This is a genomic window from Pseudoponticoccus marisrubri, from assembly GCF_001482405.1.
In the GTDB taxonomy this organism is placed as follows: Bacteria; Pseudomonadota; Alphaproteobacteria; order Rhodobacterales; family Rhodobacteraceae; genus Pseudoponticoccus; species Pseudoponticoccus marisrubri.
The window spans coordinates 333,801-358,760 of record NZ_LPXO01000003.1 but is presented as its reverse complement, the minus strand read 5'-3'; the positions used below and the strand labels follow the sequence as shown (position 1 = coordinate 358,760).

The window sequence follows — 24,960 nt, the reverse complement described above, 5'->3', positions numbered from 1 at the left end:
AACGGACGGGATGTTCAGGCCAGCGAGGTGACCCAGAGGATGGTGGCATCCTCGGGGGAGACCGAGACCACGTTATGCCCCATCGTGGCATCGTAATAGGCGCTGTCGCCGCGCTTCATCTCGACCGGTTCATAGAACTCGGTGTAGAGGCGGATCACCCCGGTCAGCACATAGAGGAATTCCTCGCCGTCATGGCGCACCCAGCCGTCGAACTCCGCCATGTCGCGGGCGCGGACACGGGCGCGGTAGGGCAGCATCTTCTTGCGGGTCAGCGTCTCGGCCAGAAGCGCATGCTCGTAGGTGGCGGTGGCGTGGCTCTGCCCCTCGCCCGAGAGGGTGACCACCATGCGGCCGTTGACCTTTTCCGCCCGGGGCGGCGTGAAGAGCTGCGGCACCGAGATCTCGAGCCCCACGGCCAGCTTCTTCAGCGCCTCGTAGGTGGGCGACATCTGGCCGTTCTCGATCTTGGACAGGGTGGAGCGTGCGAGCCCGGCCTGCCGTGCGGCCTGTTCCAGCGTCCAGTTGCGCTCCTTGCGCAGCTCGCGCACCCGCTGGCCCAGATCGAGCGGCTCGGCCACGCTGTCTTCGCCGCTTTCGCGAGCAATGCGGATCAGGGATTTCGGGTCGCGCGTCATGGGGTTCTGCTATAGGCCCGGCCCCCGCCGCTTGCAAGCTTCGCCCGGCCATCCTAATCCGGGGGCATGCTTTCGGTCCATGACGATGGCGCCTTCGCGCCCTGCCCCGCCCCGTTCAACCTGGCCGCCCATGTGCTGGCGGCGGGGGCGCAGATGCCGGACAAGATCGCGCTGGCCGTCTTGCGGCCGACCGGCGCGCAGCGCTGGTCCTATGGTCGGTTGATCGCGGCGGTCCGGGGCACGGCGACGGGGCTGTTGCAGGCCGGGCTTGGGCCGGGGGATATCCTGCTGATGCGGCTGGGCAACTCGGTCGATTTCCCGATCGCCTACCTGGGTGCCATCGCGGCCGGTATCGTGCCGGTGCCGACCTCCTCGCAGCTGACCGCGCGCGAAGTGGCGGCGATGATCGACGATCTGGCCCCGCGCGCCATCCTGCAGGCGCCCGGCGTGGCCTGTCCCGAGACCGATCTGCCGGTCTTCGGACCCGATACTTACACTTCCTGGCGCGACCTGCCGCCGGCCGAGTTTGCCATGGGGGATCCCGACCGGCTGGCCTATATCGTCTACACCTCGGGCACCTCCGGCACGCCACGGGCGGTGATGCATGCGCATCGCGCCATCTGGGCACGTCAGATGATGATGCAGGGTTGGTACGGGCTGACAGAGGACGACCGGCTGCTGCATGCCGGCGCCTTCAACTGGACCTTCACGCTGGGCACCGGGCTGATGGATCCCTGGACGCGGGGCGCCACGGCGCTGATACCGGAGGCCGGGACCGATCCGGCGCAGCTGCCGCTGCTGATGAAGCGCAATGACGCCACGCTCTTTGCCGCGGCGCCCGGTGTCTACCGGCAGGTGCTGAAATTCCCGGTCCCGCCCATGCCGCGGCTGCGCCACGGTCTGGCCGCGGGCGAAAAACTGTCGCCTTCGATCCGCGCCGCATGGGAGGCCGCCACCGGAACGCCGGTACACGAGGCCTATGGCCTGTCGGAATGCTCGACCTTCATCTCGGCCGCGCCCGACGCGCCGGCCCGGCCCGAGACGTTGGGCCGGCCGCAGCCGGGGCGGCGGATTGCGCTGGTCGACACCGGCGGCCGGCCGGTGGCGCGCGGGGACGAGGGCGTGATTGCCGTGCACCGGGACGATCCGGGCCTGATGCTGGGCTATCGCGGCGCGCCCGAGGCCACGGCCCAGAAGTACCGCGGCGACTGGTTCCTGACCGGCGACCGCGCGCGGATGGAGCCCGATGGCCAGGTCACCTATCTGGGCCGCGATGACGACATGATGAATGCCGGCGGCTACCGGGTCTCGCCGCTCGAGGTCGAGGCCGCGCTGGCCGACCTGCCCGGCGTGACCGAGCTGGCCGTCACGGACATCGCCATCAAGGAGGGCGTGCGTGTCATCGCCGCCTTCTACACCGCCGCGGCGGAGCTGGACACCGTGGCGCTGAGCGCCGAGGCCGCGCAACGGCTCGCGCGCTACAAGTGCCCGCGCGTCTATATCCGCGTCGACACCCTGCCCCGCAATCCCAACGGCAAGCTGCTGCGTGCCGGGCTGCGCGACCACGTTCCGGCGTGACCCTGCGTCACGGTCGCAATCGCCCGCGCGGATGATAGGAGACCGCCATGATCCAGCTTGACATCTTTTCCGACCCGATCTGCCCCTGGTGCTATATCGGCAAGTCCTACCTTGACCGGGCGCTCGAGGCCCATCCCGACCACCCGTTCCGGGTGCGCTGGCTGCCCTTCATGCTCAACCCTGCCATGCCGGCCGAGGGCATGGACCGGCGCCGCTATCTCGAGGACAAGTTCGGCGGTACTTCCGGCGCTCTCGAGGCCTATCGCCCCGTGGTCGACCATGGCGAGGCGGCCGGGCTGGAGCTGAACCTCGACCGCATCCGGCGCACGCCCTCCACCGTGGATGCGCATCGGCTGATCCACTGGGGCGAGATTGAGGGGCGCCAGACGGCGATCGTCTCCGGCCTGTTCCGCGCCTATTTCGTCGATGGCCGCGATATCGGCAGTCATGAGGTTCTGGCCGACGTGGCCGATACGGCCGGCATGGATGCCAGCATGGTGCTGCGCCTTCTGGCCACCGAGGAGGACCGCCGCGAGATCGTCGAGCGCGACGCGGCGGCGCGCGGCATGGGCATCACCTCGGTGCCGACCTTCATCGTCGCCGGGCAGCACGCGGTGCCGGGCGCGCAGCCGCCCGAGCTCTGGGCGAAGGTCATCGCGGAGCTGCGCGCCGGGGCCGATCCGGCCGGGTCATGAACCGGCTGCGACTGGCGACCCTGCTGGGCACGCTGGCGGTGCTGATCGCCTCGGGCACCGTGTTCTTCCGCTATGTCGAGGGCTGGTCCTGGCTGGACGCCTATTTCTTCACGGTGGTGACCCTGTCCACCGTGGGTTATGGCGAGCTGGTGCCGATGACCCCGGCGGGGCGTATTGGCACGACCGTCTTCATCCTGATCGGGCTGGGCATCTTCGCCGTTGCCGTGCAGCAGTTCGGCCTGTTTGCCATGCGCAAGCGCGAGGAGCATACCGAGTGGCTGATCGCGCGGCTGGGCCACAAGGAGGCGCCGCCCGCCAACGCGGATGACGCGCCCGACACGCCGGCCCGGCCGGGCCCGCGCGGCGACAGCAGGAACTGAACGGTTCGGTTCGGAAACCTGCTGGCCAACACGGAAACGCGGTGCTAGGTCGCAGGCCTGAGCCGTGGAGTGTGCATGTCCCGTAACCCGTCGACCCCCGAATTCATCGCCGTGATCGCGATGCTTGTTGCCACGATCGCCTTCTCGATCGACGCGATGCTGCCCGCGCTGCCGCAACTGGCCGCCGAGCTGAGCCCCGACGCGCCCAATGACGCGCAGCTGGTGGTGACCAGTTTCGTGCTGGGCATGGGGATCGGGACGCTCTTCACCGGGCCGCTGTCCGACGCGTTCGGGCGCAAGCCCGTGGTGCTGGTCGCGGCCGGCGTCTATATCGCCGCGGCGCTGGCGGCGACGCAGGCCGCCGATCTCGACATGCTGCTGGGCGCGCGCTTCCTGCAGGGGCTGGGCGCCGCCGGGCCGCGGGTCGTGGCGCTGGCCATCGTGCGCGACCGCCATGCCGGGCGCGGGATGGCGCGGATCATGTCCTTTGTCATGATGGTCTTCACGCTGATCCCGGCCATCGCGCCGTCGCTGGGCGCGGTGCTGATCCATGTCTCGGGCTGGCAGGCGGTGTTCTGGGCCTTCGCACTCTTCTCCGCCCTCTCGGCGCTCTGGCTGATGCTGCGCGTGCCCGAAACGCTGGACCCGGCCCATCGCCGCCCGCTGCAGCTGCGCACGCTGTGGGAGGCGATCCGCGAGATGGCCGGACACCCGACCGTGCGGCTCGCGATCCTGGTGCAGGGGCTGGCCTTCGGCATGCTCTTTGCCACGATCTCGACCATCCAGCCGATCTATGACGTGACCTTCGGGCGGGCGGACAGCTTTCCGCTGTGGTTCGGGGCGATCGCCATCGTGGCCATGTCGGCCAGCTACCTGAACGCGCGGCTGGTCATGCAGCTGGGCATGCGGCGGCTGGTCTCGGCCATGCTGAGCGCGCAGGTCGTGCTGAGTGGCGCGATGCTGGTCGTGTTGCAGACCCCGCTGGAGGGCACGGCGCTGTTCCTCGTCTTCGTGGCCTGGCAGACGACGCTGTTCTTCCAGGCCGGCATGATCCTGGGCAATCTCAACGCCATCGCGATGGAGCCGATGGGCCATATCGCCGGCATGGCGGCCTCGATCACGGGCAGCGTGGCGACGATCATCGCGGTGCTTCTGGCCGCGCCGGTGGGGCTGGCCTTTGACGGCACGCCGGTGCCGCTGGCCATTGCGGTCTTCGTCTTCACCGTGATCGGCGTGGCGCTGATGCGACTGATGACCCGGATCGAGGCTGCCCTGCCCGCCTGAGCGCCGCTCAGCCATCAGCAGCACGGTCCGCCTGTACCGGGGCGGCATTCGTGTCAGCCAGGGTGAAGGCCGCCATCTCCGAAGACAGCTGTGTCGAGGCCATGGTCATCCGGCGGCTGGTGCCGGCCAGCGTGTCGGCCAGCCCGGCCACCTTGCGGGTGTGCCGGTCGGCCTCGGTCACGAGCCCCTGCAACTGGTCGAGATCGCCCGAAAGCTGGCGGTTCTTCCCGGCGATCAGGTCGTTCATGTCATTGGTGCGCGAGATCTGGGCCACGATGCTGTCCAGCCGCCCGCCCACCGCGTTGACCAGATCCGCCCCGGCGGCCACCTGGTCCGAGCTGTCGGCGATCAGCTTCTTGATGCCGTTCGCCGCCTCGGAGGTGCTTTGCGCGAGGCCCCGCACCTCGGAGGCGACGACGGCGAAGCCCTTGCCGGAGGAGCCGGCGCGTGCCGCCTCGACCCCGGCATTGAGCGCCAGCAGGTTGGTCTGGAACGAGACATCATCGATCAGGTCGACGATCTTGGATATCTCGCGCGAGGAATGCTCGATCGCCTGCATGGCGCGGATGGCCTGCTGGGTGACCTCGCCGCCCTCCAGCGCGCTGTCGCGCGCCTCGCCCGCGCTTTGCGCCGCGCTGGTGGCCTGGCGCGCGGTGTCCTGCACCATCTCGAGCAGCGCGCCGGTCGTGTCGTTGATGTTGGACAGGCGGCCGACCTGTTCGCCGGCCTCGGTCGAGAGCGCGGACATTGAGCCGGCCAGCGCCTGCGCATCGTCCGAGAAACTGTCGGCCACGTCATCAGCCTTTGCAAAGGCGGCGCGAAGGGTGGCGACGGCCTCGTTGAAATCGGTGCGCAGGATCTCGTATTGCGCGGGCAGCGGGTCCTGCATGGCGCAGGTCAGGTCGCGCGCCGCCAGCCGGGCCAGCGCGCTGCGGAAATCGGCGATGACACGGCGGGCCTGTTCGCGCGAGGATTCGGCCTCGGACTGCGCATCCGCGGCCATCTGGCGCTCGGTCTCCATCCGGTCGCGGGCGCGCGCGATCTCGTCCGTCATGGCGTTGCGCTGCGCGATGGCCACGGCCAGCACCCCGCCCTCGATCACCACGATGATGCCGTGCAGCGCGGTCCGTTCGAGATTCTGCATCAGCTCGGCCGAGGGGTAGACCAGCGCCGGCAGGGCCAGCGTCAGGCCCAGGTGGTGCAGCGCGGTCAGCGCACAGGCCCAGGCCACCAGCCCCACGTGACCGCTGGCCGAGGCGATGGCGAGCAGGGCAAAGAACAGCATATGCGTGTCGATCTGCCAAGGGTGCCCGGAAAAGGCGGCGGTCAGCAGCATGGCCTGCCCCATCAGGCAGGAGACCAGCGCGTAGCGCGGCAGCGGGCCGCCGAGCCGGCGCGCAAGCTGCGCCAGCCCCGAGAGCAGCGCCGCCCCCAGCGCCACCGGCCAGACCGGCGTGCCGGCCAGGAACGCGCTGAGCGGCGGCACGGGCAGCAGGCACAGGCAGACAAGCGCGATCAGCGCATCGCCCCGGTGGTCGCGTCTCGGGTTCGTCGTCTCAGGCATCGTCCCACACTCCGCAAAGCCGGGCGAGGCGCGCGCCATCGGTCACGCCCCAGCCCCCCAGGTCCCGGATCCTGCGCGTCGGCACCGGGCCGTCGAAGACCGCCAGCGCCCCCATGGGCGCCCATGTCGGCCCGATCGGGCGGCCCCCGGCGCTCCGCGCGATCTGCGCGGCGCCGATCGACCAGGGCGGCGCGATCACCAGCACGGGCGCCCCCGGCCCCGGCACGGGCGCGGCCGCCAAGGGCAGCACGACCGCCGCCATAATCGGCAGCCCGGTCGCCACCAGCAGCAGAGCTGCCGCCGCGCTATGCTTGACGCACAATGACATGGCAGCACCTCTAGCAGTGCCGCCTGATCCGGCCCTTAACCGCCACGGGCTATCTTCCTAAAATGCTTTATAAATCCCGGCCGACAGAGGCGCGCGGCCCGAGATGACAGTTCTGCATACCCCGGCATGCCGCCTTCTCGTGCGCGCCGCTTTCCGCTAGACCGACAGCAGAGCCGAAACCGCCGAGCGAAAGGGCGATTGCATGTCCAAGATCAAGGTAGACAACCCCATCGTCGAGATGGACGGGGACGAGATGACCCGCATCATCTGGGATTTCATCAAGCAGAAGCTGATCCTGCCCTATCTCGACATCGACCTGCTGTATTATGACCTCGGGATCGAGGAACGCGACCGGACCGAGGACCAGGTCACCATCGCGGCTGCCGAGAAGACGAAAGAGATCGGCGTCGCGGTGAAATGCGCCACGATCACGCCCGACGAGGCGCGGGTCGAGGAGTTCGGCCTGAAGAAGATGTGGCGCAGCCCCAATGGCACGATCCGCAACATCCTGGGCGGCGTGGTCTTTCGCCAGCCAATCATCTGCCGCAACGTGCCGCGGCTGGTGCCGGGCTGGACCTCGCCCATCGTGGTCGGGCGTCACGCTTTCGGCGACCAGTACAAGGCGACCGATTTCCACTTTCCCGGCGCCGGCAAGCTGACGATGAAATGGGAAGGCGCCGATGGCGAGGTGATCGAGCGCGAGGTCTATGACGCGCCCGATGCCGGCGTCTACATGGGCATGTACAACCAGGACGAGTCGATCCGCGACTTTGCCCGGGCCTCGCTGAATTACGGCCTGAACCTTGGCTGGCCGGTCTACCTGTCGACCAAGAACACGATCCTCAAGGCCTATGACGGGCGCTTCAAGGATCTCTTCCAGGAGGTCTACGAGGCAGAGTTCGCCGAGAAGTTCAAGGCGGCCGGCATCTGGTACGAACACCGGCTGATCGACGACATGGTGGCCTGTGCGTTGAAATGGAACGGGAAATTCGTCTGGGCCTGCAAGAACTACGATGGCGACGTGCAGTCCGACACCGTGGCGCAGGGCTTTGGCTCGCTGGGGCTGATGACCTCGCAGCTGATGACGCCGGATGGCCGCATCGTCGAGGCCGAGGCCGCGCATGGCACGGTGACGCGGCATTACCGCCAGCACCAGAAGGGCGAGGCGACCTCGACCAACTCGATCGCGTCGATCTACGCCTGGACCGGCGGGCTCAAGCATCGCGCCAAGCTGGACGGCAACGTGGCATTGCGCGCTTTTGCCGAAACGCTGGAGCGGGTGATCATCGAGACGGTGGAATCGGGATCCATGACCAAGGACCTCGCGCTGCTGGTCGGCCCGCAGCAGGGCTGGCTGACCACGATGGGCTTCCTCGAGAAGATCGACGAGAACCTGAACCGCGCGCTCGGCGCGGCCTGACGGGCGGGACCTGCGCACAAAAAAACGCCCCGCCGAATGGCGGGGCGCTTTGGCGAAGGTGACGCCAATCAGTCGGCGGCGCCGCGATTGTCGCTCAGCGGGAACAGGCCGTTGGTGCGTGCCTGCTCGATCTCGCCGGAATCGAGGAAGCCGGAATTGTCGGTGTCCAGCGCATCGAAATCGGTTTCGACATAGTCGGGCACCATCATGACCATCTGGTCATAGGAGATGCCGGCTTCGTCATCCTGTGCGATGGCGGGCATCGCGAAACCGGTGAGGGCGGTGGCGGTGATCATCAGCTTTTTCATAACAAACCTCCTTGCTGTGTTGCTGGTGGAAGAACCCCACCCCCCGGCCGGAAGTTGCAAGTTTTCCGATCACCATAACTTGTGCGGATGTCATTGGTTTTTCAGGAACTTTCTCGGGTCCGGTTGACCCTGCGGAAAGAAAAAGGGCCCTCGCAAGGGCCCTGTCCAGTTTCACCGATGGGGCTCGTCGTTCACCGCCCGTGTTTTCTGCCTGCGGCCCCATCCGCCGCGGGCCCCGCGCTGAGGCCCGGCGCCGCCCGGGGCGCACCCCGCACCCCGGTCGGCTGTCCGTGTCGGGGCCCGGGCCGGGCCCCGCCTGCGCCGCCGGGGCGGCGCGAGGTCGTCAGCTGCAGCCCGAGGTCGCGCCGCAGGTGTTGCACTTCATGCAGGTGCCGTTGCGCACCAGCGTGTAGTTGCCGCATTCGCCGCAGGCCTCGCCCTCGTAGCCCTGCATCCGCGCACGGTTGACCGCGCTCATCGACAGGGCCGAGCTTTCCGACCGCACCGGGCTTTCCGACCGCGCCCCGGCGGCCGAGGCGGGGACGAGCGAGGTCAGCACCTGCTCGGGATCGGTGCCGCTTTCGAAGGCGACCGAGGCCGAGGCCCCGCCCTGCAGCACCACCAGTTCCTGCGGAAGGCGCTTGCGCAGGTAGCCGGTCGAGCTGATCTGCTTGAGCACCTCCAGCGACTTGGAGGCGGCGCTGTCCGACAGCTCCTTGACGTTGGACACGCCCTCTTCCTCGCCGCGGCCCAGGTCGTCGAAGGTCGCGCCTTCGGGCTTCACATGGGCCAGGTCGGTGCGGTCCAGGTAGGACACGGCCAGTTCCCGGAAGATGTAGTCGAGGATCGAGGTCGCGTTCTTGATGCTGTCATTGCCCTGCACCATGCCCGCGGGTTCGAACTTGGTGAAGGTGAAGGCGTCGACGAACTCCTCCAGCGGCACACCGTATTGCAGACCCACCGAGACGGCGATGGCGAAGTTGTTCATCATCGCGCGGAAGCCGGCCCCTTCCTTGTGCATGTCGATGAAGATCTCGCCCAGGTTGCCGTCGGCATATTCGCCGGTGCGCAGGTAGACCTTGTGGCCGCCCACGATGGCCTTCTGGGTATAGCCCTTGCGACGCTCGGGCATCTTCTCGCGATGCGAGCGGACGACCTCCTTGACCACGACCTTCTCGACGATCTTCTCGGCCAGCACGGCGGCCTTTTCCTGCGTGCTGCCGGTCTCGAGCACCTCGGCGGCGTCGTCGTCATCCTCGACCAGCGCGGCGGCCAGCGGCTGGCTCAGCTTGGAGCCGTCGCGGTAGAGCGCGTTGGCCTTGACCCCCAGCGACCAGGACAGCTCGTAGGCCTTCTGGCAGTCGGTGATCGTCGCGGTGTTGGCCATGTTGATGGTCTTGGAGATGGCGCCCGAGATGAAGCTCTGGGCCGCCGCCATCATGGTGATGTGGCTTTCCACCGACAGGTAGCGCGTGCCGGTCTTGCCGCAGGGATTGGCGCAGTCGAACACGTGGTAATGCTCGGGGCGCAGGTGCGGCGCGCCTTCCAGCGTCATGGTCCCGCAGACATGGTCGTTGGCCGCGTCGATATCGGCCTTCGAGAAGCCCAGATGGCGCAGCATGTCGAAGGTCGGGTCGACCAGCTTGGCGGCCGGGATGCCCAGCACGTCGCGGCAGAACTCCTCGCCCAGCGTCCACTGGTTGAACACGAAGCGGATGTCGAAGGCGGTGGCCAGCGCGGCCTCGATCTTCTCGATCTGCGCCGGGCCGAAGCCGTGACCGATCAGCGCGGTGTGGTTGATGCCCGGCGCGTTGCCCAGCGTCTGGTGACCCACCGCGTAGGAGACGATCTCCTCGATCTGCGCGCTGCCATAGCCCAGCTTTTCCAGCGCGGCCGGCACCGAGTTGTTGATGATCTTGAAGTAGCCGCCGCCGGCCAGCTTCTTGAACTTCACCAGCGCGAAATCGGGCTCGATCCCGGTCGTGTCGCAATCCATGACCAGGCCGATCGTGCCGGTCGGCGCGATGACGGTGGTCTGGGCGTTGCGATAGCCGTGCTTTTCGCCCAGCCGCAGCGCCTCGTCCCAGGAGGACATGGCCAGCTCGACCAGCACCGGATCGGGGCAGCCGTCATGGTCCAGCGCGACCGGCTTGACGGCCAGCTTCTCGTAGCCCGAGGTGGCGCCATGCGCGGCGTTGCGGTGGTTGCGGATAACACGCAGCATATGCGCGCGGTTGCGCTCGTAGCCGGCAAAGGCGCCCAGCTCGCCGGCGATCTCGGCCGAGGTGGCATAGGCCACGCCGGTCATGATCGCGGTCAGCGCGCCGCAGAGCGCGCGGCCCTCGTCGCTGTCATAGCCATAGCCCATGTTCATCAGCAGGCCGCCGATATTGGCATAGCCCAGGCCAAGCGTCCGGAAATCATAGGACAGCTGCGCGATCTCCTTGGACGGGAACTGCGCCATGGTGACCGAGATCTCCAGCGTCAGCGTCCACAGCCGCGTGGCATGCATGTAGGTCTCGGCGTCGAACTTGCCGTCCTTGAGGAAGGTCAGCAGGTTCATCGAAGCCAGGTTGCAGGCCGTGTCGTCGAGGAACATGTATTCCGAGCACGGGTTCGAGCCGCGGATCTCGCCATCTTCCGGGCAGGTGTGCCAGGCGTTGACCGTGTCGTGGAACTGGATGCCGGGATCGGCACAGGCCCAGGCCGCGTGGCCCACCTGGTCCCACAGGTCGCGGGCCTTGATGGTCTTGGCGACCTGCCCGTCGGTGCGGCGGATCAGCTCCCAGTCGGCATCCTCGCGCACGGCCTTCAGGAAGGCATCGGTGACGCGGATCGAGTTGTTCGAGTTCTGGCCCGAGACCGAGGCATAGGCCTCGGAATCCCAGTCCGTGTCATAGGTCGGGAACTCGATGGAGCCATAGCCCTGGCGCGCGTAGTCCAGCACGCGCTTGATGTAGGTCTCGGGGATCAGGGCGTTCTTGGCCGCGCGGACCGCGCCCTTGAGCGTGTCGTTCTTCTTGGGGTCATAGGCGTCGGCGGCGTCGCCGTCCCAGACGCGGATCGCCTCGAAGATGCCGTTGAGCATCTTCTCGTGCATCTTGGAGCCGGCGACGATCGAGGCCACCTTCTGCTCTTCGCGCACCTTCCAGTTGATGAACTCCTCGATATCGGGGTGATCGGCGTCGCAGATCACCATCTTGGCGGCGCGGCGCGTGGTGCCGCCCGACTTGATGGCGCCGGCCGCCCGGTCACCGATCTTGAGGAAGCCCATCAGGCCCGAGGAGCGCCCGCCGCCCGACAGCGACTCGCCCTCGGCGCGCAGCGACGAGAAGTTGGTGCCGGTGCCCGAGCCGTATTTGAACAGGCGCGCCTCGCGCACCCAGAGATCCATGATGCCGCCCTCGTTCACCAGGTCGTCCTGCACGGACTGGATGAAGCAGGCATGCGGCTGCGGATGCTCGTAGGCCGAGCGCGACTTGACCAGCTTGCCGGTCTTGTAATCGACGTAGTAGTGGCCCTGCCCCGGCCCGTCGATGCCATAGGCCCAGTGCAGGCCGGTGTTGAACCATTGCGGGCTGTTGGGCGCAGCGGTCTGGGTCGCCAGCATGTGGCGCATCTCGTCGTAATAGGCGCGGGCGTCCTCCTCGGTCGAGAAATAGCCGCCCTTCCAGCCCCAGTAGGCCCAGGCGCCGGCCAGCCGGTCGAAGACCTGGCGCGCCGAGGTCTCGCCGGTGCGCTCGGTCGTCTTCGAGGCCGCCTCGGAGCGCCACAGGAACTCGGGCACGCCCTCTTCGGGGATGCGCTTGAGCTCGACCGGGACGCCGGCCTTGCGGAAATATTTCTGCGCGATCACGTCGCTGGCAACCTGGCTCCACTTGGCGGGCACTTCCAGGTTGTCGAGGCGGAACACGATCGTGCCGTCGGGATTGCGGATCTCCGATGCGGTCGTGACGAAGGGGATGCCCTCATACGCGTCCTTGCCTGCGGTGGTGTACTTTCTCTCGATCTTCATGCCTGCGCCCTGTCACTTTCCGCGTGTCCCAAACTCGATGCCGATCCCGGCGGCAGTGACAGCGGCGCCCCCGACACGCGGAGGGGCGTGGCGATACGGCGTCGTCCGATATGCGGTGCGGATGTCTGTCCCTGCCCGGCGGTGACACCACATCTTGTGTGGCTTGTGACCGGCCCGCACAAAATGAACGGATCACGCGAGAGTCGTCAACGGCTTTTTCGGGGAGTTCGCCATATATTTAGTGTTGACGATACAGGAGGCCACTAGGGGAAGTATCGGTCCACGATTCCCCCACAAAACGTTAACACCTCCGATCCCATGCGAGGCCCTGAAAAAGCTAGGAACACTGCAAAGTTATCCACAACTGTTGAGAGTTGGGCCTACCTGTGGCGGGACAACTCGGGCGATACGAATAGGCGGCCCGCAGTTGTGTCCATCGAGGCACGCACAAGTCCGTGAAACACGTGCCGCCGGTAGCGACGTAACGGAAAGTTCGGAAGGAATGGAGAGGTGGTCGGGGCGGCGAGATTCGAACTCACGACCTTCTGTACCCAAAACAGACGCGCTACCAGGCTGCGCTACGCCCCGACAGCGCGGTGTTTATCGCCGCGCCGCGTCGAAGGAAAGACCGAAATCGGGCCTCGGGCCTACTGACAGGGCCAGGCGCCGTCGGTGATCGCGGGATGACGCAGCACGCTGCCCGGTCCGATGCCAATCTGGCGCGCCAGCCCGCCGTTGATCTCCAGCACGTATTGCACCATCCCCTCGCCGGGGATCGAGGTCTCGTCCAGCGGCACGGCATTCTCGTGCACGCTGGTGACGACGCCTTCGGCATCGGCAAAGACCATGTCGAGCGGGATCAGCGTGTTCTTCATCCAGAAGGAAACGGGGCGCGGATATTCGTAGACGAAGAGCATGCCGGTGGAACTTGGCATCGACTCGACATTCATCAGCCCCTGCGCCCGCGCCTGTGCATCATCGGCCACCGCAACCTTGAACCGTGCCGTGCCGAACGGGCCGCGCAGCCAGACCGTGTCGGCGCGGCACGCGGGGCCGTCCGAACTGGCGGTCCGGGACGTTTCGGCCTCGTCGCCGATCGGCGCGAGCACCGTCTCATCCTCTCCGATGGGTGTGCTGGTACTCTCTGCCCCGGTGCTGTCGGGTCGCTCGGCGCCACCATCACCCTCGAGCGGTGCGCCGCCGACGGGATCCTCGGGCGCAGCCCGCGGGGCCGTGGCCGCATCGGCGCGGGTCACCGGGGCAGTGCCCTGCCCGGTTGCGGGATCCTCCGCACAGGCGGGGCCGATCGCGGCCAGCCCGAGACACATCCCTAGCGCAGCAATGCGGATTCCCATGCGTTCACTTCCATCGCCATTCGTCCGCGGCGCCCGTCGATCACCCGGATCGCCAGCGCCTCGCCGGGCTGGAGATCCGAGAGTCCCGACCGGCGCAGGACCTCGATATGAATGAACACATCTTCGGATTTTCCAAACACATTTGCAAACCCGAAACCCTTGGACTTGTCGAACCATTTCACCCGGGCGGGCTCGAGCGCGGCGGCGCTCAGCTGCTCGGGGTCGATCTGTTCGAAATCGGCCAGCGGCGCGCCCTCGGTCCCCTCGGGCGGGTCGATGCGCAGCACCTCGGTGGCCTGCACGCCGCGCTCGGTCTGCTGCACCGCGATCTCGACCCGGGCCCCGTCGGCGACCGAGCTCTGGCCGAAATTGCGCAGCACATTGGCATGCAGCAGGATGTCGGGCCCGCCGGCATCCGCGATCACGAAGCCGAACCCCTTGACCGGGTCGAACCACTTGACCTTGCCCGAGACGGCCTGCGTGTCGCTGTCGTCTTGTCTCAACATTTCACCCGACGTCCACTGACATTGCTTGATATCTTTGTGGAACAGTCAACGGGTTTGGATCAAGACGTTGAATATGTCCTATTTTGTGTCAACGGGCCCCGATTTGTGCAGCACGAACCGCGCGATCCCCTGAAAATCAGGGGTTGAGGCGCGTCACCTCCCAGGCTTCCTGCAATGTCCTGCGACGCCAGCGAAACCGGTCATGCAGGCGGAACGCCCCGTCGGCCCAGAACTCGATCTCGAGCGGCGAGATCCGGTAGCCGCCCCAGAAGGGCGGCCGCTTGGGCGCCGTGCCCTGCTGCGCGGTGACCTTGGCGACTTCGGCCATCAGCGCCGAGCGCGACGAGAGCGGCTGGCTCTGCTGCGAGGCCCAGGCGCCCAGCCGGCTCTTGAGCGAGCGCGTGTTGAAATACTCGTCCGCCTGCGGCCCCTCTTCGCGCTCGACCAGCCCGCGCACCCGGATCTGCCGGCGCAGCGATTTCCAGTGCATCACGAAGGCCGCCTTGCCGGCGCTGTCGATCTCGGCCGCCTTGGCCGAGCCGTAATTGGTGTAGAAGACGAAGGCGGCGGGCTCGATCTCCTTGAGCAGCACCATGCGCGCATTGGGCAGCCCGTCCGCATCCACCGTCGACAACGCGATGGCATTGGGGTCGTTGGGCTCGGACGCCTCGGCCTCGGTCAGCCAGGCCTGCGCGATGGCAAAGGGATCGTCTCCGGCAAAGATGCCGCTTCGGTCGGTCATGTCGGTCTCTCCTTCTTCGATCCCCTCCCGGCGCGGGGGTGTGGCCGCGCTGCATGGGCGATGATTGCACACTTGATGGCCCGGGGGGGATCGCCTAAACGACGCTCTAATGACGATCTGGGCGAAGAGGCAAGCATGTCAAACGGGTTGATGGCAGGAAAACGCGGCCTGATCATGGGGCTGGCCAATGACAAGTCGATCGCCTGGGGCATCGCGAAGGCCTGTGCCGATGCCGGCGCCGACCTGGCCTTTTCCTACCAGGGCGAGGCGCTGAAGAAGCGGGTCGGCCCGCTGGCCGAGCAGCTGGGATCGAACATCGTTCTGCCCTGCGACGTGGGCGACGAGGGCTCGATCGACATGCTCTTCACCGCACTGGCCGAGGAATGGGACGGGCTCGACTTCATCGTGCACGCCATCGGCTTTTCCGACAAGAACGAGCTGCGCGGCCGCTATGTCGACACGACACGGGCCAATTTCACCATGTCGATGGACATCTCGGTCTATTCCTTCACCGCCGTCATGCAGCGCGCCGAGAAGATGATGAGCGCGGGCGGCAGCGCGCTGACCCTGACCTATTACGGCGCCGAGCGCGTCATGCCGCATTACAACGTCATGGGCGTGGCCAAGGCCGCGCTCGAGGCCTCGGTGCGCTACCTGGCTGAGGATCTGGGCAAGGACGGCATCCGCGTCAACGCGATCAGCGCCGGCCCGATCAAGACGCTGGCGGCCAGCGGCATCGGCGATTTCCGCTACATCATGAAGTGGAACGAGTACAACTCGCCGCTGCGGCGCAATGTCACCACCGAAGATGTGGGCAAATCCGCGCTGTACCTGCTCTCCGATCTCGGCTCCGGCGTCACCGGCGAGACGCATCACGTCGATGCGGGCTATCACGTAGTCGGCATGAAGGCGGTGGACGCACCCGACATCACCAAGGGGTGACGCGCGATGAACTGGACCCACCTGCTGGCGTTCAACCTGACGCTGCTGGCGGCCATGGCGGCCCCGGGTCCGGCCCTGCTCTTCGCGCTACGCCAGTCGATCGCGGGCGGCTTTGCCACGGGCGTGGCGACCGGTGCGGGTCTGGGCCTCGTGGCCGCGGGCTGGACCGGCGCGGCGCTGCTGGGGCTGGACGCGGTCTTTGCGCTGGTGCCTTGGGCCTATCTCGCGCTGAAACTGGCCGGGGCGCTCTACCTGCTCTGGGTGGCCTGGGGGCTCTGGCGCGACGCGCGCGCCCCCGTGGCGCAGGCCGCCAATCCCGGGGCGCGCGCCTTTCTGGGCGGTATGCTGGTCAACCTTGCCAATCCGAAATCCGTGCTCTTCGCTGCTTCCGTGCTGGTCGTGATCTTCCCGCCGGACCTTGCGCTGTCCGACAAGGCGCTGATCGTGGCCAATCACCTGCTGGTGGAGCTCTGCGTCTACGCGCTGTTTGCCGCCGCGCTCTCCACCGCACGCGCCCGGGCGGGGTATCTGCGGCTGAAGCCGGTGATCGACCGCGCCGCCGCCCTGATCCTGGCCGCGCTGGGCCTGCGCCTGCTGGTGGGGCGCTAGGATGACGCCCGCGCTCTTCCTTTCCGTGGTGCTGATCCACCTTCTGGCGGCGATGAGCCCCGGCCCCTCCTTCGTGGTCTGCCTGAAGACCGCCGCCAGCGACGGGTTCCGCACCGCCGCGGCGCTGAGCCTGGGCTTCGGGCTGGGCGCGGCGCTCTGGGCGGCGGGCGCGATGGCGGGGCTGGCGCTGGTCTTCCAGCTGGTCCCGGCGCTGTTCCTGGTGCTCAAGATCGGGGGCGCCGCCTTCCTGATCTTCATCGCCGTGGCCATGTGGCGCCACGCGCCCGACCCGCTGCCCGAGGCCAGCGCCGGCCCGCCGAAAAGCCCGGGCCGCGCCATGCGGCTGGGCTTCCTCACCTATGCCACCAATCCCAAACCCGCGATCTTCTTCGGCGCGGTCTTCGTCGGGCTGGTGCCGGTGGACGCGCCGCTCTGGGCCCGCGCCGCGCTGGTGCTGGTCATCGGCGTGAACGAGGCGCTGTGGTACCTCGTCGTCTCGCGCGTCTTCTCGCTGCCGCGGGCGCGCGCGCTTTATGCCCGCGCCAAGGCCTGGACCGACCGCGCCTTCGGCACGCTGATCGCCGGTTTCGGCCTGAAGATCGCCCTCGCCTGATCGCCCGACCCCAAGGAGACCCGCCCCATGAGTGACCTTCTGCCGCATGAAAAAGGCTTCCATGTCAGCTGGGACCAGCTGCACCGCGATGCGCGCGCGCTGGCCTGGCGCCTGCAGGGCCAGGGCCCGGATGCCGGCGCGTGGCGCGCCGTGGTCGCCATCACCCGCGGCGGCATGGCGCCGGCGATGATCGTGGCGCGCGAGCTGGACATCCGCATGGTCGATACGATCAGCGTGAAAAGCTACAACCACCAGACCCAGTCCGAGCCGCGCGTGATCAAATCGCCGGACATGGAGGTGGTGGGCGACGGCACCGGCGTGCTGATCATCGACGACCTCGTCGACACGGGCCGCACGCTGGAAGTGGTGCGCGCCCACATGCCCAAGGCCCATGTCGCCACGGTCTATGCCAAGCCCATGGGCCGGCCGCAGGTCGACACCTTCATCACCGAGGTCAGCCAGGACACCTGGATCTTCTTCCCCTGGGACATGGCGCTGCAATACGTCAAACCCTATCGCGGCCAGGACTGACCCCGGGCCAGGGACAGACCGCCGGGCCGGGGGTCCGGGGGGCGTCCCCCGGGGCCCCGCGCGGCCCGAGCGCAAACCGACATGGGCGCCGACAGGCGCGCCGGCAAGGAAGACATGCCATGATCACCCGGACCGAGGCGACCTTCGCGCCGCCGATCCCCGAGGCGAAACGCTGGCTCGACGGGGTGGAGTTCGCGCCCGACCGCCCGCTGATCAATCTCAGCCAGGCCGCGCCGGTGGACCCGCCGCCGCCCGCGCTGCGCGCCGCCATGGCCGAGGCGCTCGAGGATCCCGAGACGCATCTCTACGGCCCCGTGCTGGGCCTGGCCGCGCTGCGCGCGGCGCTGGCCGCGGACTGGGCGCGCCATTACGGCGGCACTGTAACCCCCGCCCATGTGGGCATCACCGCCGGCTGCAACCAGGCCTTTGCCGCGACGCTGGCCGCGCTGACCACCGAGGGCGACGAGGTCATCCTGCCCCTGCCCTGGTATTTCAACCACAAGATGTGGCTGGACATGAGCGGGCTGCGCGCCGTGCCGCTGCCCACCGGGCCCGACCTGATCCCCGACCCGCACGCGGCGCGCGCGCTGATCACGCCGCGCACCCGCGCCATCGCGCTGGTCACGCCGAACAATCCCGCCGGGGTCGAGTACCCGGCCGAGACCCTGCGCGGTTTCTTCGATCTCGCCCGCGAGACCGGCATCCAGCTGGTGGTGGACGAGACCTATCGCGATTTCGACAGCCGCCCCGCCGCGCCGCATGACCTGCTGGGCACGCCCGGCTGGGAGGGCACGCTGATCCAGCTCTACAGTTTTTCCAAGGCCTACCGGCTGACCGGGCACCGCGTGGGCGCGATCATCGCCAATCCCGACCTGCTGCTAGAGATCGAGAAGTTCCAGGACACGGTGGCGATCTGCGCCCCCACGCTTGGCCAGCGTGCCGCGCTCTGGGGGCTTGAACACCTCACGCAATGGAAGGCCGAGCAGCGCGCCGAGATCCTCGACCGCCGCGCCGCCATGCAGGAGTTCTTTCCGCCGCTGGCCGCGCGCGGCTGGCGGCTGCGGGGCCTCGGCGCCTATTTCGCCTATCTCGAACATCCCTTTGCCGAGGGCGCCTCGACATTGGCGCCGGCGCTGGTGCGCGAGGCCGGTGTGCTGGTCCTGCCCGCCACCATGTTCGTACCCCCCGGTGATCCCACGGGCGAGCGGCATTTCCGCGTCGCCTTCGCCAATGCCGATCGCGACAGCCTGCGCGTCTTCTGCGAACGTCTGGCCGCGTTTGACAGGCCCCTTGCAAGCCCCGGGAGCCCTGCGTAGACAAGGCCGCAATCCAAAGCGCGAGGGGGCCCTGATGGCTGCAAAATCCGGCTCGATGTCCAAGACCCTGGTCTGGATCCTGATGGCCCTGCTGATCCTTGGCCTGGCCGGGTTCGGCGCCACGAATTTCGGCGGCTCGGTGCGCTCGATCGGGCGCGTGGGTGAGGCCGAGATCGACGTGACCGACTATGCCCGCGCGCTCCAGAACGAGATCCGCGCCGTCGAGGCGCAGCGCGGCCGCGCGCTGAGCTTCCAGGAGGCGCAGAACATGGGGCTGACGCAGGATGTGCTCAGCCGCATGGTGGTGACCGCCGCGCTGGAACACGAGGCGGCGCAGCTGGGCCTGTCGGTCGGTGACGAACAGCTGGCGCAGGACCTGCGCAACATCCAGGCCTTCCAGGGCCCCGATGGCAGCTTCAACCGCGACGCCTATCGCCTGGCGCTGCAGAATGCCGGGCTCTCCGAGCGCGAGTTCGAGGAACAGCTGCGCGCCGAGAGCGCCAGCACGCTCCTGCAGGGCGCCGTTCTGGCCGGGACCACCCTGCCCGACACCTATATCGACACACTTCTGGACTACGCCAACCAGCGCCGCGCCTTCACCTGGGCCGAGCTGGGCCAGGACGCGTTCGACACCGGCGTGCCGGTCCCCGAGGAGGGCGACCTGAAGGCGTGGTACGACGAGAATATCGACCGCTTCACCCGGCCGCGCACCACGCAGATCACTTATGCCTGGCTTACGCCCGAGATGATCGTCGACAGCGTCGAGGTGGACGAGGAGACGCTGCGCGCCGCGTATGACGAGCAGTTCGACCGGTTCAACCTGCCCGAACGCCGGCTGGTGGAGCGGCTGGTCTTTGCCGACGAGGCCGCCGCGCGCGACGCGCTGGCGCGGGTGCAATCAGGCGAGGCCGCCTTCGAGGACCTGGTCGAGGCGCGCGGGCTGGACATCGCCGATACCGACATGGGCGACGTGGCGCGCGAGGACCTTGGCGGCGCCGCCGACACGGTCTTCGAGGCCGAGGTCGGGTCCGTGACCGGCCCGGCGCCGACCGAGCTTGGCCCCGCGCTCTTCCGCGTGAACGCCGTGCTGCCGGCGCAGTCGACCTCGTTCGAGGATGCGATCCCCGACCTGCGCGGCGCGCTGGCGCTCGACCGGGCCCGCCGCGTGATCGAGACGCAGGCGCAAAGCTATGATGACGAGCTGGCCGCCGGCGCCACGCTGGAGGAGCTGGCCGAGACGACCGACCTGCAGCTGGGCCAGATCGGCTGGACGGGCCAGAACGACAGCGGCATCGCCGGTTACGAGGCCTTCCGCGAGGCCGCGGCCGCGCTGGAAGAGGGCGATTTCCCGCAGATCGAACAGCTGGGCGATGGTGGCGTCTTCGCGCTGCGCTTCGAAGAGGTGCTGCCGCCCCAGCCGATCCCGATGGACGAGGTGAACCTGCAGGTGCTGGCCGGCTGGCAGGACGACCAGAAGACCGAGGCGCTGATGCAGCAGGCCGAACAGCTGGCCGCGCGGCTTGCCGAGGGCGCCACGTTCGAGGGCGTCGGGCTGGAGGCCAATACCGAGGCCGGGCTGACCCGCACCGCTTTCGGCGCCGACCTGCCCGAGGGGCTGCTGGAGCGCGTCTTCGAGCTGGAGCCCGGCCAGACCGCCGCCTTGCCCGGCGACGCCACGGCCTACGTGCTGCGGCTGGACGAGATCCTGCCGGTCGACCGCGACAGCGAAACCTCGCAGCAGCTGACCCGGATCTTCGGCGACCAGGCGGCCAGCGACGTGTCGCAGGACCTGTTCCGCGCGCTGTCCTCGGACATCCAGTCGCGCGCCGGCGTGGTGATCGACCAGGCGGCGATCAACGCCGTGCACGCGAACTTCCAGTAGGACCTGCCCGCCATGTCGACCCTGACCCCGGATTTCGACGCCTTCGCGCGCGCCTATGATGCCGGGCGCAACCAGGTGGTCTATGCCCGCCTTGCCGCGGATCTCGACACGCCCGTGTCGCTGATGCTCAAGCTGACCGGCGCCGCCAAGGACGCCTTCATGCTGGAATCCGTGACCGGCGGCGAGGTGCGGGGGCGCTACTCGATCATCGGGATGAAGCCCGACCTGGTCTGGCAGTGCCACGGGCAGACCAGCCGGCTCAATCGCTCGGCCCGCTTCGATGCCGACGCGTTCGAGACGCAGGAGGCCGACCCGCTGACCGCGCTGCGCGCGCTTCTGGCCGAAAGCCGGATCGACCTGCCCGATGACCTGCCGCAGGCGGCGGCAGGGCTGTTCGGCTACCTGGGCTATGACATGATCCGGCTGGTCGAGCACCTGCCGGACGTCAATCCCGACCCGCTGGGCCTGCCGGACGCGATGCTGATGCGCCCCTCGGTCGTTGCGGTGCTGGACGGTGTCAAGGGCGAGGTCACCGTGGTCTCGCCCGCCTGGGTGCAGGAGGGGCAGTCGGCCCGCGCCGCCTATGCCCGCGCGGCCGAGCGCGTGATGGACGCGGTGCGCGACCTCGAACGCGCCCTGCCCCAGTCCAGCCGCGACCTGGGCGAAGCCGCCGATCTGGGCGAGCCGGTGTCGAACTTCACCCATGAGGGCTACAAGCAGGCGGTCGAGACGGCCAAGGACTATATCCGCGCCGGTGACATCTTCCAGGTCGTGCCGTCGCAGCGCTGGACGCAGGAGTTTCCGCTGCCGCCCTTCGCGCTCTACCGCTCGCTGCGGCGCACCAACCCCTCGCCCTTCATGTTCTATTTCAACTTCGGCGGCTTCCAGGTGATCGGCGCCAGCCCCGAGATCCTCGTGCGGGTCTTCGGGCGCGAGGTCACGATCCGCCCCATCGCCGGCACCCGTCCACGCGGCGCCACGCCCGAGGAAGACCGCGCGCTGGAGGCCGACCTGCTGGCCGACCAGAAGGAGCTGGCCGAGCACCTGATGCTGCTGGATCTGGGACGCAACGATACCGGGCGCGTCTCGAAGATCGGCACGGTACGCCCGACCGAGGAATTCATCATCGAGCGCTACAGCCACGTGATGCATATCGTCTCGAACGTGGTGGGCGAGCTCTCCGAGGACCAGGATGCGCTCTCGGCCCTGCTGGCCGGGCTGCCCGCGGGCACCGTCTCGGGCGCGCCCAAGGTGCGCGCGATGGAGATCATCGACGAGCTGGAGCCGGAAAAGCGCGGCGTCTATGGCGGCGGCGTGGGCTATTTCAGCGCCGGCGGCGACATGGACATGTGCATCGCGCTGCGCACCGCCATCGTCAAGGATCGCAAGCTGTTCATCCAGGCCGGTGGCGGCGTGGTCTATGACAGCGACCCCGAGGCCGAGTACCAGGAGACGGTGCACAAGTCGAACGCGATCCGGCGCGCCGCCGCCGATGCCGCCCGCTTCACCGAGACCGGGAACGGCTGACAGACCCCTTTCGGACCTCACTTTTTCGTGTCCCCGTTGCCGTGGCGGGGTCATGAACATACCATGAACGCCATGGCAAAACTCTCGGTTTCAGAAAAGCTTGCCATCCTGTCGGATGCGGCCAAATACGATGCCTCCTGCGCCTCGAGCGGGGGGCAGCGGCGCGACTCGCGCGATGGCTCGGGCATCGGCTCCACCACCGGGTCGGGCATCTGCCATGCCTATGCCCCGGACGGGCGCTGCATCAGCCTGCTCAAGATCCTGATGACGAATTTCTGCATCTATGACTGCGCCTATTGCGTGAATCGCGTCAGCTCGAACGTGCAGCGCGCGCGGTTCACGCCCGAGGAAGTGGTCGACCTGACGCTGGAATTCTACCGCCGCAACTATATCGAGGGGCTGTTCCTGTCCTCGGGCATCATCCGGTCGCCCGATGACACGATGGCCGACATGGTGCGCATCGCGCGCCTGCTGCGCGAGGAGCACCGCTTCCGCGGCTACATCCATCTCAAGACCATCCCCGATGCCGCGCCCGAGCTGATCGAGCAGGCCGGGCTTTACGCCGACCGGCTCTCGATCAATGTCGAGTTGCCCACTGACCGCGCGGTCAAGGATTACGCCCCCGAGAAGAACCCCGACCAGATCCGCCGCGCCATGGCCGATGTGCGCGTGATGAAGGAGGCCCGCAAGGAGCAAAGCTATACCGGCAAGCGCCCGCGCCGCTTCGCCCCCGCCGGGCAGTCCACCCAGATGATCGTCGGCGCCGACGGGGCGCGGGACATGACGATCCTCAAGACCTCGACCCGGCTCTATTCCAGCTACCGGCTGAAACGGGTCTATTACTCGGCTTTCTCGCCCATCCCCGACAGCTCGGCCGCACTGCCGCTGATCAAGCCGCCGCTGATGCGGGAGCATCGCCTCTACCAGGCCGACTGGCTGCTGCGCTTCTACGGCTTCGATGTCGACGAGATCGCGCAAGGCACACCCGACGGCAATCTCGACCTCGAGATCGACCCCAAGCTGGCCTGGGCGCTGGCCAATCGGCATGTCTTTCCGGTCGATGTGAACCGCGCCGACCGTGAATTGCTGCTGCGCGTGCCCGGGATCGGCGCCAAGACCGTGGGCCGGCTGCTGGCCACCCGCCGCCACCGCACGATCCGCTATGACGACCTGCGGCGCATGGGGGCGAACCTGAAACAGGCGCGCCCCTTCCTGACCGCGCTGGACTGGAGCCCGCGCGGGCTGGATGCGGCCGATCTCCGAGCCCGGTTCGCGCCGCCGCCGGAACAGCTGCAACTGATCTGATGCGCGCGGTCACGCTGCCGAAGATCGGCACCTTCGAGGCCTGGCGCGATGCGGCGCGCGGCCTGCTGGCCGCCGGGATCCCGCCGGAAAACGTGCTGTGGAGCCGCGGCACACCCGAGCGTGACCTCTTCGCCGATCCCCTGCCCGCGCTGCCGCCGGGACAGGTCACGGTTCCCAAGAGCTTCGTCTCGCTGGCCCAACAGGTCATCTGGCACCGCGATCCCGAACGCTTCGCCCGGCTCTACGCCGTGCTCTGGGCGCTGCGCGAGAACCGGCGCCTGCTGGAGGATCGCGGCGATCCCCGCATCGACCGGCTGAACCGCATGGCCAAAGAGGTCGGCCGCGACAAGCACAAGATGACCGCCTTTGTCCGCTTCCGCGAGATCGGCGACCGCGAGGCCCCCCGCCGCCGCTTCGCCGCCTGGTTCGAGCCGTCGCATTTCATCCTCGAACCCTCCACCGCCTTCTTCGCCAAGCGTTTCGGCGACATGGACTGGTCGATCTTCACCCCCGACCTCTCGGCGCATTTCGAGGATGGCCGAATCCGGCTGGACGAGGGCGCGCCGCGCCCCGAACTGCCGCACGACGCGACCGAGGATCTCTGGCGCACCTATTTCCGCAACATCTTCAACCCCGCAAGGCTCAAGGTGAAGGCGATGCAGGCCGAGATGCCGCGCAAGTACTGGCACAACCTGCCCGAGGCCGAGCTGATCCCCGAACTGGTCGCCGAGGCCCAGAGCCGCGCGCGGCACATGGCCGAACAGGCGCCCACGCTCGCACCCGCCCGCGCAGCCCGGGTGACCGAACGGCTGCGCGCCGAAATGGCGACACCGCCGCCTGTGGATGACCGCGAAACGCTTGAAGCGGGTCTGGCAGGCTGCCGGCGCTGCCCGCTCTGGGAACAGGCCACACAGGTCGTGCCGGGCGAAGGCCCGCTCGATGCGCGCCTGATGATCGTGGGCGAACAACCGGGCGACCGCGAGGATCTGGAAGGCCGCCCTTTCGTCGGCCCGGCCGGCCAGCTCTTCGACCAGGTGGCGGCCCGGGCGGGTCTCGACCGACGGGCGGCTTTCCTCACCAATGCGGTCAAGCATTTCAAGTTCGCCCCGCGCGGCAAGCGGCGCATCCACCAGTCGCCGGGCCGCGCCGAGGTGCAACACTGCCGCTGGTGGCTCGAGCAGGAACGCGCGCTAGTCCGGCCCGACCTGATCCTTGCCATGGGCGCCACGGCGCTGGAAAGCCTGACCGGCGATCGCCGCAACCTCTTGGCCCGGCGCGGCCGGATCGAGAATCTGGCCGACGGCACGCCGATGCTGGTCACCGTGCACCCGTCCTACCTGCTGCGCCTGCCACCGCCCGAGCGCGCAGAGGCCGAAGCGCTGTTCGAGGCCGACCTGCGCGACGCCGCGCGCCGCGTGGCCTGAG

General features: G+C 68.1%; 22 protein-coding genes and 1 tRNA gene. 14 read left to right on the top strand and 9 right to left on the bottom strand.

Annotated features, from left to right (window positions below):
• Positions 1-14 precede the first annotated feature (14 nt).
• A complete protein-coding gene (locus tag AVJ23_RS07705) occupies positions 15-635 on the bottom strand; it encodes a helix-turn-helix domain-containing protein (RefSeq protein ID WP_058861576.1) in 621 nt (206 codons plus the stop codon).
• A 66-nt stretch (positions 636-701) separates the two neighbouring features.
• Between AVJ23_RS07705 and AVJ23_RS07700 the strand changes: the two genes are divergently transcribed.
• The 4 genes from AVJ23_RS07700 to AVJ23_RS07685 all read left to right on the top strand — a co-directional run bounded on the left by AVJ23_RS07700 (position 702) and on the right by AVJ23_RS07685 (position 4,572).
• A complete protein-coding gene (locus AVJ23_RS07700) occupies positions 702-2,213 on the top strand; it encodes a class I adenylate-forming enzyme family protein (protein WP_058861575.1) in 1,512 nt (503 codons plus the stop codon).
• A gap of 47 nt (positions 2,214-2,260) precedes the next feature.
• On the top strand, positions 2,261-2,908 hold the full coding sequence (locus tag AVJ23_RS07695; protein WP_058861574.1) for a DsbA family oxidoreductase: 648 nt from the start codon (positions 2,261-2,263) through the stop codon (positions 2,906-2,908).
• On the top strand, positions 2,905-3,288 hold the full coding sequence (locus AVJ23_RS07690; protein WP_058861573.1) for a potassium channel family protein: 384 nt from the start codon (positions 2,905-2,907) through the stop codon (positions 3,286-3,288). The genes AVJ23_RS07695 and AVJ23_RS07690 overlap by 4 nt, the downstream gene beginning before the upstream one ends.
• Positions 3,289-3,363: 75 nt before the next feature.
• Complete coding sequence (locus tag AVJ23_RS07685) at positions 3,364-4,572, top strand: multidrug effflux MFS transporter (protein WP_058861572.1); 1,209 nt, start codon at positions 3,364-3,366, stop codon at positions 4,570-4,572.
• Between the two features lie 7 nt (positions 4,573-4,579).
• Here AVJ23_RS07685 and AVJ23_RS07680 read toward each other — a convergent pair whose 3' ends face one another.
• Positions 4,580-6,136 carry a methyl-accepting chemotaxis protein gene (locus tag AVJ23_RS07680; RefSeq protein ID WP_157772640.1) on the bottom strand — a complete coding sequence of 519 codons (1,557 nt, stop codon included), beginning with the start codon at positions 6,134-6,136 and terminating at the stop codon, positions 4,580-4,582.
• Positions 6,129-6,464 (bottom strand): hypothetical protein, encoded by a 336-nt coding sequence (locus AVJ23_RS07675; RefSeq protein WP_058861570.1) that lies wholly within the window; start codon positions 6,462-6,464, stop codon positions 6,129-6,131. Before AVJ23_RS07675 ends, AVJ23_RS07680 begins: the two co-directional genes overlap by 8 nt.
• Positions 6,465-6,666: 202 nt before the next feature.
• Here AVJ23_RS07675 and AVJ23_RS07670 point away from each other — a divergent pair, with 202 nt between their 5' ends.
• The gene (locus AVJ23_RS07670; protein ID WP_058861569.1) at positions 6,667-7,884 is read left to right on the top strand and encodes an NADP-dependent isocitrate dehydrogenase; all 1,218 of its coding nucleotides are present in this window, start codon (positions 6,667-6,669) and stop codon (positions 7,882-7,884) included.
• Positions 7,885-7,952: 68 nt separating this feature from the next.
• Here the strand turns inward: AVJ23_RS07670 and AVJ23_RS07665 are convergent, their stop codons facing one another.
• The 6 genes from AVJ23_RS07665 to pdxH form a co-directional block, all read right to left on the bottom strand.
• Positions 7,953-8,192: a hypothetical protein gene (locus AVJ23_RS07665; RefSeq protein ID WP_058861568.1), complete on the bottom strand. Its 240-nt coding sequence runs from the start codon at positions 8,190-8,192 to the stop codon at positions 7,953-7,955.
• Between the two features lie 343 nt (positions 8,193-8,535).
• Entirely contained in the window at positions 8,536-12,207 is a 3,672-nt protein-coding gene (locus AVJ23_RS07660; RefSeq protein WP_058861567.1) for a vitamin B12-dependent ribonucleotide reductase, read from the bottom strand.
• A gap of 511 nt (positions 12,208-12,718) precedes the next feature.
• Positions 12,719-12,795, bottom strand: a tRNA-Pro gene (locus tag AVJ23_RS07655).
• 59 nt (positions 12,796-12,854) lie between these two features.
• The gene (locus AVJ23_RS23565) at positions 12,855-13,562 is read right to left on the bottom strand and encodes a DUF192 domain-containing protein (protein WP_367576924.1); all 708 of its coding nucleotides are present in this window, start codon (positions 13,560-13,562) and stop codon (positions 12,855-12,857) included.
• Positions 13,538-14,068 carry a cold-shock protein gene (locus tag AVJ23_RS07645; protein WP_058861566.1) on the bottom strand — a complete coding sequence of 177 codons (531 nt, stop codon included), beginning with the start codon at positions 14,066-14,068 and terminating at the stop codon, positions 13,538-13,540. Before AVJ23_RS07645 ends, AVJ23_RS23565 begins: the two co-directional genes overlap by 25 nt.
• Positions 14,069-14,204: 136 nt before the next feature.
• Positions 14,205-14,810 carry a pyridoxamine 5'-phosphate oxidase gene (gene pdxH / locus AVJ23_RS07640; RefSeq protein ID WP_058861565.1) on the bottom strand — a complete coding sequence of 202 codons (606 nt, stop codon included), beginning with the start codon at positions 14,808-14,810 and terminating at the stop codon, positions 14,205-14,207.
• Between the two features lie 135 nt (positions 14,811-14,945).
• Here pdxH and fabI point away from each other — a divergent pair, with 135 nt between their 5' ends.
• The 9 genes from fabI to AVJ23_RS07595 all read left to right on the top strand — a co-directional run bounded on the left by fabI (position 14,946) and on the right by AVJ23_RS07595 (position 24,959).
• Positions 14,946-15,752: an enoyl-ACP reductase FabI gene (fabI, locus tag AVJ23_RS07635; protein ID WP_058861564.1), complete on the top strand. Its 807-nt coding sequence runs from the start codon at positions 14,946-14,948 to the stop codon at positions 15,750-15,752.
• 6 nt (positions 15,753-15,758) lie between these two features.
• Positions 15,759-16,361 carry a LysE family translocator gene (locus tag AVJ23_RS07630; protein ID WP_058861563.1) on the top strand — a complete coding sequence of 201 codons (603 nt, stop codon included), beginning with the start codon at positions 15,759-15,761 and terminating at the stop codon, positions 16,359-16,361.
• Position 16,362: 1 nt separating this feature from the next.
• Positions 16,363-16,974, top strand: coding sequence for a LysE family translocator (locus AVJ23_RS07625; protein ID WP_058861562.1), 612 nt, complete (start codon positions 16,363-16,365; stop codon positions 16,972-16,974).
• A gap of 27 nt (positions 16,975-17,001) precedes the next feature.
• Complete coding sequence (gpt, locus tag AVJ23_RS07620; protein ID WP_058861561.1) at positions 17,002-17,505, top strand: xanthine phosphoribosyltransferase; 504 nt, start codon at positions 17,002-17,004, stop codon at positions 17,503-17,505.
• A gap of 119 nt (positions 17,506-17,624) precedes the next feature.
• Positions 17,625-18,821, top strand: coding sequence for an aminotransferase (locus tag AVJ23_RS07615; protein WP_058861560.1), 1,197 nt, complete (start codon positions 17,625-17,627; stop codon positions 18,819-18,821).
• Between the two features lie 34 nt (positions 18,822-18,855).
• Positions 18,856-20,703, top strand: a complete 1,848-nt coding sequence (locus AVJ23_RS07610) for a peptidyl-prolyl cis-trans isomerase (RefSeq protein ID WP_058861559.1) — start codon at positions 18,856-18,858, stop codon at positions 20,701-20,703.
• A 12-nt stretch (positions 20,704-20,715) separates the two neighbouring features.
• Entirely contained in the window at positions 20,716-22,230 is a 1,515-nt protein-coding gene (gene trpE, locus AVJ23_RS07605; protein ID WP_058861558.1) for an anthranilate synthase component I, read from the top strand.
• 72 nt (positions 22,231-22,302) lie between these two features.
• Positions 22,303-23,535, top strand: a complete 1,233-nt coding sequence (locus AVJ23_RS07600; RefSeq protein WP_058861640.1) for a putative DNA modification/repair radical SAM protein — start codon at positions 22,303-22,305, stop codon at positions 23,533-23,535.
• Entirely contained in the window at positions 23,535-24,959 is a 1,425-nt protein-coding gene (locus tag AVJ23_RS07595; RefSeq protein WP_058861557.1) for a UdgX family uracil-DNA binding protein, read from the top strand. Before AVJ23_RS07600 ends, AVJ23_RS07595 begins: the two co-directional genes overlap by 1 nt.
• Position 24,960: the final 1 nt, after the last annotated feature.

Coding starts and splice junctions, on each gene's coding strand:
- AVJ23_RS07705 (WP_058861576.1), bottom strand. CDS start 635: ATGACGCGCGACCCGAAATCCCTGATCCGCATTGCTCGCGAAAGCGGC.
- AVJ23_RS07700 (WP_058861575.1), top strand. CDS start 702: ATGCTTTCGGTCCATGACGATGGCGCCTTCGCGCCCTGCCCCGCCCCG.
- AVJ23_RS07695 (WP_058861574.1), top strand. CDS start 2,261: ATGATCCAGCTTGACATCTTTTCCGACCCGATCTGCCCCTGGTGCTAT.
- AVJ23_RS07690 (WP_058861573.1), top strand. CDS start 2,905: ATGAACCGGCTGCGACTGGCGACCCTGCTGGGCACGCTGGCGGTGCTG.
- AVJ23_RS07685 (WP_058861572.1), top strand. CDS start 3,364: ATGTCCCGTAACCCGTCGACCCCCGAATTCATCGCCGTGATCGCGATG.
- AVJ23_RS07680 (WP_157772640.1), bottom strand. CDS start 6,136: ATGCCTGAGACGACGAACCCGAGACGCGACCACCGGGGCGATGCGCTG.
- AVJ23_RS07675 (WP_058861570.1), bottom strand. CDS start 6,464: ATGTCATTGTGCGTCAAGCATAGCGCGGCGGCAGCTCTGCTGCTGGTG.
- AVJ23_RS07670 (WP_058861569.1), top strand. CDS start 6,667: ATGTCCAAGATCAAGGTAGACAACCCCATCGTCGAGATGGACGGGGAC.
- AVJ23_RS07665 (WP_058861568.1), bottom strand. CDS start 8,192: ATGAAAAAGCTGATGATCACCGCCACCGCCCTCACCGGTTTCGCGATG.
- AVJ23_RS07660 (WP_058861567.1), bottom strand. CDS start 12,207: ATGAAGATCGAGAGAAAGTACACCACCGCAGGCAAGGACGCGTATGAG.
- AVJ23_RS23565 (WP_367576924.1), bottom strand. CDS start 13,562: ATGGGAATCCGCATTGCTGCGCTAGGGATGTGTCTCGGGCTGGCCGCG.
- AVJ23_RS07645 (WP_058861566.1), bottom strand. CDS start 14,068: ATGTTGAGACAAGACGACAGCGACACGCAGGCCGTCTCGGGCAAGGTC.
- pdxH (WP_058861565.1), bottom strand. CDS start 14,810: ATGACCGACCGAAGCGGCATCTTTGCCGGAGACGATCCCTTTGCCATC.
- fabI (WP_058861564.1), top strand. CDS start 14,946: ATGTCAAACGGGTTGATGGCAGGAAAACGCGGCCTGATCATGGGGCTG.
- AVJ23_RS07630 (WP_058861563.1), top strand. CDS start 15,759: ATGAACTGGACCCACCTGCTGGCGTTCAACCTGACGCTGCTGGCGGCC.
- AVJ23_RS07625 (WP_058861562.1), top strand. CDS start 16,363: ATGACGCCCGCGCTCTTCCTTTCCGTGGTGCTGATCCACCTTCTGGCG.
- gpt (WP_058861561.1), top strand. CDS start 17,002: ATGAGTGACCTTCTGCCGCATGAAAAAGGCTTCCATGTCAGCTGGGAC.
- AVJ23_RS07615 (WP_058861560.1), top strand. CDS start 17,625: ATGATCACCCGGACCGAGGCGACCTTCGCGCCGCCGATCCCCGAGGCG.
- AVJ23_RS07610 (WP_058861559.1), top strand. CDS start 18,856: ATGGCTGCAAAATCCGGCTCGATGTCCAAGACCCTGGTCTGGATCCTG.
- trpE (WP_058861558.1), top strand. CDS start 20,716: ATGTCGACCCTGACCCCGGATTTCGACGCCTTCGCGCGCGCCTATGAT.
- AVJ23_RS07600 (WP_058861640.1), top strand. CDS start 22,303: ATGGCAAAACTCTCGGTTTCAGAAAAGCTTGCCATCCTGTCGGATGCG.
- AVJ23_RS07595 (WP_058861557.1), top strand. CDS start 23,535: ATGCGCGCGGTCACGCTGCCGAAGATCGGCACCTTCGAGGCCTGGCGC.